Source organism: Trujillonella humicola, from assembly GCF_046233715.1.
In the GTDB taxonomy this organism is placed as follows: domain Bacteria; phylum Actinomycetota; class Actinomycetes; order Mycobacteriales; family Geodermatophilaceae; genus Trujillonella; species Trujillonella humicola.
In genome coordinates this window covers 13,139-18,699 of record NZ_JBJNRJ010000077.1, presented here as the reverse complement: position 1 = coordinate 18,699, position 5,561 = coordinate 13,139, and the positions used below count along the sequence as shown (strand labels likewise).

Here is a 5,561-nt window from a genome sequence, read left to right as displayed (position 1 = left end):
CCCCCCACCCCCCCCCCCCCCCCCCCCCCCCGCCGCCCCCCCCCCCCCCCCCCCCCCCCCCCCCCCCCCCCCCCCCCCCCCCCCCCCCCCCCGCGGCGGTTCAGCCGTCCTCGTCGCCGTCCGTGCCCTCCTCGACCTCCCGCTCGACGTCGTCGACGCCCTGCTCGACGTCCTCCTGGATGTCGTCGTCGACGACGTCGTCGCCGCAGGCGCCGACGGAGAAGGCCGAGGCGGCGATGGCCAGGCCGACGGCGGCGCGGCGCCAGCGGGTGGGGGTGCGGGTGGTCACGGGTCCTCCAGGGTGGTGGGGCGACGGGACCTGCCGTCCCTGCCCCCGGCCGACCACGGTCATGCGCCGGGCCGCAGCGGCCGGTGCTGGGCTGTGGACGGGAAGTAACGATCCGGTAACCTCCGTGAGGGTCCTTGGTCCCTAACGTGGGCCCTCCCGCCGTCCGTCCTCCCGGAGCCTCCATGTCGCAGCGTGTGCCGCAGGCCCCCTCGACCGAGGCGGCCCCACCGGCCGTCGACCCCTCCGCCCACGCCGTCGGGATGCTCGCGTTCGGGGCGGCCGGGATGCGGGTGGTCCGCCGCTGGGTGCAGCAGGTCCCGCCCAGCACGCCGGTCACCTGGGCCGCCGCCCAGCGGGCCGACACCGTCAGCCTGGCCGAGCTGGAGCGGATGGTGCGTGCGGCGCCGGCCGGCTGGGGGCTGATGCTCGCCGGCCCGGCGGACGACGTCCGCGCCGCCCGGGAGGCGGCGCTGGGCCTCGGGATGGCCGACGCGGAGATCCGGGTCGCGCTCACCGGCGCCGACCTCCGGCGCGTGTGGTGCCCGCACTGCGCGGCCACCACCGACACCGACGTGCTGCCCGGGGACACGGTGCACTGCGGAGGGTGCACCGTCCCGCTGCGGGTGCCGGCGTCGACGTCCCGCACGCTGGGTGCCCACGTCGGCGTGGCCGCGGACCCCGCCCACCACGTCGCGTAGCCGCGGGGTGATCGGTGGGCGTGACGCCCACCGACCTCCTCCGCGCCCTCAGCGGTGCCAGTCGCGCACGTGCTCCGGCAGGCCGATGCCGGGGGCGAGGTCGGGCGCCGGTTCGGGGAGGCCCGCCACCGTCCGCAGCGGCAGGACGCCGGCCCAGTGCGGCAGCCCCAGGTCCTCGTCGTCGTCGGACGGCGGGCCGGTGCGGACCTTGACCGAGACCTCCGCCAGCGGCAGCGCGAGCACGGTGGTCGCGGCCAGCTCCCGCCGGTCCGGTGGGCGGCTGCCGGCGCCGCGCCCGGGCAGCACCGCGTCGACGAGCGCCGCCAGCGCGGCGGACTTCTCCGCCGGGTCGGTCACCACCGTCGCGGTCCCGTGCGCGACCACCGAGCGGTAGTTGACCGAGTGGTGGAAGGCGGAGCGGGCGAGCACCAGCCCGTCGACGAGGGTGACCGTGACGCAGACGTCGAGCCCCGCGGCGGCCGCGCGCAGGGCCCGTGCCCCGGTCGACCCGTGCAGGTACAGGGTGTCGCCGACGCGGGCGTGCAGCTGGGGCAACACCACCGGCCGGCCGTCGACGACGAACCCGACGTGGCAGACCACCGCCTCGTCCAGGACGGCGTGCACGGCGGCGCGGTCGTAGCCGACGCGCTCGCGCAGGCGGGTGGGCACCGTGCGGGGACCGGCGGGGTAGTCGAAGGACCCCCTGCCCCCCGCCGCTCGCGAGCTCGCGTCGGGCCCCTGCAGGGGGCCACCCCGAGCGCTCACCGCTCTGTGCGGACGTGCGCGATCACCAGCTCGGCGGTGCGCGCGGCGGCGAGCTCGGGGATCCAGTGGGAGACGCCCTCGAGCACCTCGAGCCGGTAGGGGCCGGTCACGTACTGCCGGGTCGCCTCGGTGGCCGCCCGGCCGAGGAAGGCGTCCTCCGTGCTCCAAAGGTGCAGCGTCGGCACGCGGACCCGGCCGACGGCGTCGCGCGCCCCGAAGGGCAGCGCGCGGTACCAGTTGAGCGCCGCGGTCAGCGCCCCCGGCTCGCGCATCCGCTGCACGTAGTGGTCGACCGCCTCGTCCGGCAGCCCGCCGCGCCGGAGCGTGCGGCGCAGGGCGGCTCCCCGGCCGGCGAGGACGAGCCGCTCGGGGAGCAGCGGCAGCTGGAACAGCGCCATGTAGTAGCTGCGCAGCGCCTGGTCGCTGGTGACCAGGGACTTGGCCATCGCGGCGGGGTGGGGCACCGAGAGGGCGGTCAGGGTGCGCACCCGCTCGGGGTACCACGCGCCGAGCGCCCAGCCGACGATCCCGCCCCAGTCGTGCCCCACGACGTGCGCCGACTCCAGCCCGGCCGCGTCGAGCAGCGCGAGCACGTCCTGCGCGGTCTCCCGCAGCCGGTAGTCCGAGCGTGCGGTCGGGCGGGCGCCGGGCGAGTAGCCGCGCTGGTCGGGAGCGAGCGTGCGCAGCCCGGCCCCGTGCAGCACGGGCGCCAACCGGTCGTAGGCGGTGCGGTCCTGCGGGAACCCGTGCAGCAGCACCACCGGCTCGCCGTCGGCCGGCCCGGCGTCCCGGACGTCGAACTCCATTCCCTCGCGGCGGAAGCTGTCCATGCCCGAACAGTGCCCGACCCCGCCCGTCCCGGCACGCCGGCCCTCCTTCGGGGATCATGGTCGGCGTGAGCGAGGAGCTGATCGTGCTGGTCGACGACGACGGGACCGCGATCGGCACCCTGCCCAAGCCGCTGGTGCACCACGGGGAGACCCCGTTGCACCGGGCGTTCTCGGCCTACCTCTTCGCCGCCGACGGCCGGCTGCTCGTCACCCGCCGCGCCGAGAGCAAGCAGACGTTCCCCGGGATGTGGACCAACACCGTCTGCGGCCACCCCGGCCCCGACGAGGACGACGGCGCCGCGATCGCCCGCCGCGCCGCCTTCGAGCTCGGGCTCGGCGTGACCGACCTGCGCCCTGCCCTGCCGGGGTACCGCTACCGCGCCGAGTTCCGCGGCGTCGTGGAGAACGAGGTCTGCCCGGTCTACCTCGGCCGCTTCACCGGCGACCCGGCGCCCGACCCCGGCGAGGTGGGTGCCTGGGAGCTGCTGGGCTGGCCGGCGTTCCGGGCCCGGCAGGAGAGCGAGGGCGACGCGTGGTCACCCTGGTGCCGGGAGCAGGCGCGGCTGATCGAGGCCGCCGGCCTGGCCCCCGCCGCCTGATCCCGCCCCCTCACCGCCAAAGTAGCCACGTCGGCGGTTCGGTCGTGCGCCATGCTCCCGCCGAAGTGGCCACTTCGGCGGTGAGCGGGGGGCTACCGGACGTGGCGGGCGCGCGGACGGCGGGGTGTCGCTGGCCGGGACGCGCCCGGCGCCCCTCCTAGCGTCCCGCCGCGTGGAGCGCCGCCGATTCGTCCTGGTGCTGGCCGCGGGAGTGCTCGGTGCCGCGGTCGGCCGCGGCACCGCCGGGCTGGTCGAGGAGCCGCGCGAGCTCGTGGCGCGGGGCCGGCTGGTGGCACCCGCGGCCGCCCAGCCGCCCGGGACCCTGCTCCCGCCACGGGGCGTGGTCGACCGGCTGCCCGGGGACGGCGCGCGGATCGCGCTCACCATCGACGACGGGACGAACCCGGCGGTGGTCGGCGCCTTCACCGCACTGGCCGCCGAGACCGGGCTGCGGCTGACCTTCTTCCCCAACGGTTGCTACCGCTCCTGGACCGACCACGCCCAGGCCCTGCGACCGCTGGTCGAGTCCGGCCAGGTGGCGCTGGGCAACCACACCTGGTCCCACCCCGACCTGCGCACCCTGGACGACGCGGCGGTCGCGGCGGAGATCACCCGCAACCGCCGCTTCCTCGCCGACACCTTCGGCGCCGGGCGGACGCCGTTCTTCCGGCCGCCCTACGGCAGCCGCGACGAGCGGGTCGACCGCATCGCCGCCGACTGCGGGCACCCGACCGTCGCGATGTGGGAGGGCACCCTCGCCGACCACCGCGTCCTCACCGCCGACGAGTTGCTGGCCGCGGCCCGGCGCTGGTTCGCCGCCGGGTCGATCGTCATCGGGCACGCCAACCACGCCACGGTCACCACCGTGTTCGACGAGCTGACGGCGCTGCTGGACGACCGGGCCCTGGAGAGCGTCACGCTCGCCGACGTCTGGGCGCATCCGGCCTGAGCTCCCGCCGACGGGCAGAAGCGCCATTCCGCCCGGGGCAGAAGTGCACTTCTGCGCCGGGCAGAAGTGCACTTCTGCACGCGGACGGCGTCCGACCTGCGAACCCTCCCGGGATCGGCGAGGCTGGCCGGGCGCCGTGATCTCCGCGGCGCACAGGAGAGACGGAGGCGTGGATGGCCGGCAGTGGGTCGTTGGACGGGCGGGTCGCGCTCGTCACCGGAGGCGCCAGCGGGCTGGGGCGGGCCACCTGCCTCGCGCTGGCCGAGGCCGGTGCGCACGTGGCGATCGCCGACATCGACGCCGCGGGCAGCGAGCGGACGGCGCAGCTGGTCGGCGAGGCCGGCGGGAAGGCCGACGTCGTCGCCCTGGACGTGACCGACGACGCCAGCCGCAGGGCGGTCGTCGCGCAGCTGTTCGAGCAGCACGGCGACGCGTTCGACGTCCTGGCCAACGTCGCCGGCATCGACCGGCCCGGGTACGTCACCGACATCGACCTGGCCGACTACCGGCGCGTGCAGGCGGTGAACTGCGAGGGCCCGATCTTCCTCACCAGCGAGTTCGTGAAGCGGGTGCAGCACCTGCCCGAGGGCCGCACCGCCGACGTCGTGCACGTCGTCAGCCTGTCGGCGATCACCTCCGGCAGCGGCGCGATCGCCTACAACGGCTCGAAGGCGGGCTTCCTCAACGCCACCCGGTGCATCCAGCGGGAGCTGCGGGAGAAGGCCACGCGGGCCGGCGACGGCACCGAGCGGCCGTTCCCGTGCCGCGTGCAGGCCGTGATCCCGGCGGCGATGGACACCCCGATGATGGAGCAGTGGGGGATCCCGCCGCACCTGATGATGCCGCCGGCCGCGGTCGCCGAGATGGTGCGGTACCTGGTCACCCTGCACCCGTCGGCGTTCGTGCCGGAGATGCAGATCGTGCCGCGGCTCGAGCCCAACTTCCCGCGCTGAGGAGGTCGTGATGACCGGACCCGAGACGACCGAGCCCGACCTGCCCGACTCCGGCATGGCCAGCGGCACCGACGCCGGCCGGCCCGGGGAGCACCTCGGCGCCGGTGACCTGCGCCCCGACGAGCAGCGGCTGCTGGCCGAGCTCCAGCGGGGCGTGGACGACGCCGACCGCCCCTCCCCGGACGCCGAGCTGCGCGCGGCCGAGGACGAGGCGCCGCTGCCCGCCGAGGGGGGCCCGCAGGACGACGGCCTGGACGCGGAGTTCCGCGCCGGCTAGCGCCGGCCGGCGCGCCGGAGGTTCAGCGCGCGCGGCCGGCGTCGTCCAGCCGGACGGCGACCAGGGCGACGTCGTCGTCCGTGCCGTCGGGGACCAGCCGGTCGAGGACGCCGTCGCAGACCGCCTCGACCGGTGCGCCGCGCAGTTCGTCGTGCGGGGGCGGCCCCCGCGCCCCGCCGGGGGTGCGCAACCGTTGGGGGG

8 protein-coding genes are annotated in these 5,561 nt (G+C 76.9%); 5 read left to right on the top strand and 3 right to left on the bottom strand.

Annotated elements, in window-relative coordinates; all coding sequences use genetic code 11:
• Nucleotides 1-100: 100 nt before the first annotated feature.
• Complete coding sequence (locus ACK586_RS23695) at nt 101-289, bottom strand: hypothetical protein (RefSeq protein ID WP_409332984.1); 189 nt, start codon at nt 287-289, stop codon at nt 101-103.
• Between the two features lie 182 nt (nt 290-471).
• Between ACK586_RS23695 and ACK586_RS23690 the strand changes: the two genes are divergently transcribed.
• Nucleotides 472-987, top strand: a complete 516-nt coding sequence (locus ACK586_RS23690; protein ID WP_409332983.1) for a dimethylamine monooxygenase subunit DmmA family protein — start codon at nt 472-474, stop codon at nt 985-987.
• A 48-nt stretch (nt 988-1,035) separates the two neighbouring features.
• Here the strand turns inward: ACK586_RS23690 and ACK586_RS23685 are convergent, their stop codons facing one another.
• Nucleotides 1,036-1,656 (bottom strand): pyridoxamine 5'-phosphate oxidase family protein, encoded by a 621-nt coding sequence (locus tag ACK586_RS23685; protein WP_409332982.1) that lies wholly within the window; start codon nt 1,654-1,656, stop codon nt 1,036-1,038.
• A gap of 92 nt (nt 1,657-1,748) precedes the next feature.
• On the bottom strand, nt 1,749-2,582 hold the full coding sequence (locus ACK586_RS23680; protein WP_409332981.1) for an alpha/beta fold hydrolase: 834 nt from the start codon (nt 2,580-2,582) through the stop codon (nt 1,749-1,751).
• Between the two features lie 56 nt (nt 2,583-2,638).
• On the opposite strand from ACK586_RS23680, the gene idi reads away from it, so the two are divergent.
• From idi to ACK586_RS23660, 4 genes are all read left to right on the top strand, one after another.
• Nucleotides 2,639-3,181 (top strand): isopentenyl-diphosphate Delta-isomerase, encoded by a 543-nt coding sequence (gene idi, locus ACK586_RS23675; protein ID WP_409332980.1) that lies wholly within the window; start codon nt 2,639-2,641, stop codon nt 3,179-3,181.
• A gap of 172 nt (nt 3,182-3,353) precedes the next feature.
• Complete coding sequence (locus ACK586_RS23670; RefSeq protein ID WP_409332979.1) at nt 3,354-4,130, top strand: polysaccharide deacetylase family protein; 777 nt, start codon at nt 3,354-3,356, stop codon at nt 4,128-4,130.
• Between the two features lie 173 nt (nt 4,131-4,303).
• Complete coding sequence (locus tag ACK586_RS23665) at nt 4,304-5,083, top strand: SDR family NAD(P)-dependent oxidoreductase (protein ID WP_409332978.1); 780 nt, start codon at nt 4,304-4,306, stop codon at nt 5,081-5,083.
• 10 nt (nt 5,084-5,093) lie between these two features.
• The gene (locus tag ACK586_RS23660; protein WP_409332977.1) at nt 5,094-5,360 is read left to right on the top strand and encodes a hypothetical protein; all 267 of its coding nucleotides are present in this window, start codon (nt 5,094-5,096) and stop codon (nt 5,358-5,360) included.
• The last annotated feature ends 201 nt before the right edge of the window (nt 5,361-5,561 follow it).

What these genes read in the sequence shown, in the direction of transcription:
- ACK586_RS23690 (WP_409332983.1), top strand. Translation starts at nt 472, where the DNA reads ATGTCGCAGCGTGTGCCGCAGGCCCCCTCGACCGAGGCGGCCCCACCG.
- ACK586_RS23680 (WP_409332981.1), bottom strand. Translation starts at nt 2,582, where the DNA reads ATGGACAGCTTCCGCCGCGAGGGAATGGAGTTCGACGTCCGGGACGCC.
- idi (WP_409332980.1), top strand. Translation starts at nt 2,639, where the DNA reads ATGGTCGGCGTGAGCGAGGAGCTGATCGTGCTGGTCGACGACGACGGG.
- ACK586_RS23665 (WP_409332978.1), top strand. Translation starts at nt 4,304, where the DNA reads ATGGCCGGCAGTGGGTCGTTGGACGGGCGGGTCGCGCTCGTCACCGGA.
- ACK586_RS23660 (WP_409332977.1), top strand. Translation starts at nt 5,094, where the DNA reads ATGACCGGACCCGAGACGACCGAGCCCGACCTGCCCGACTCCGGCATG.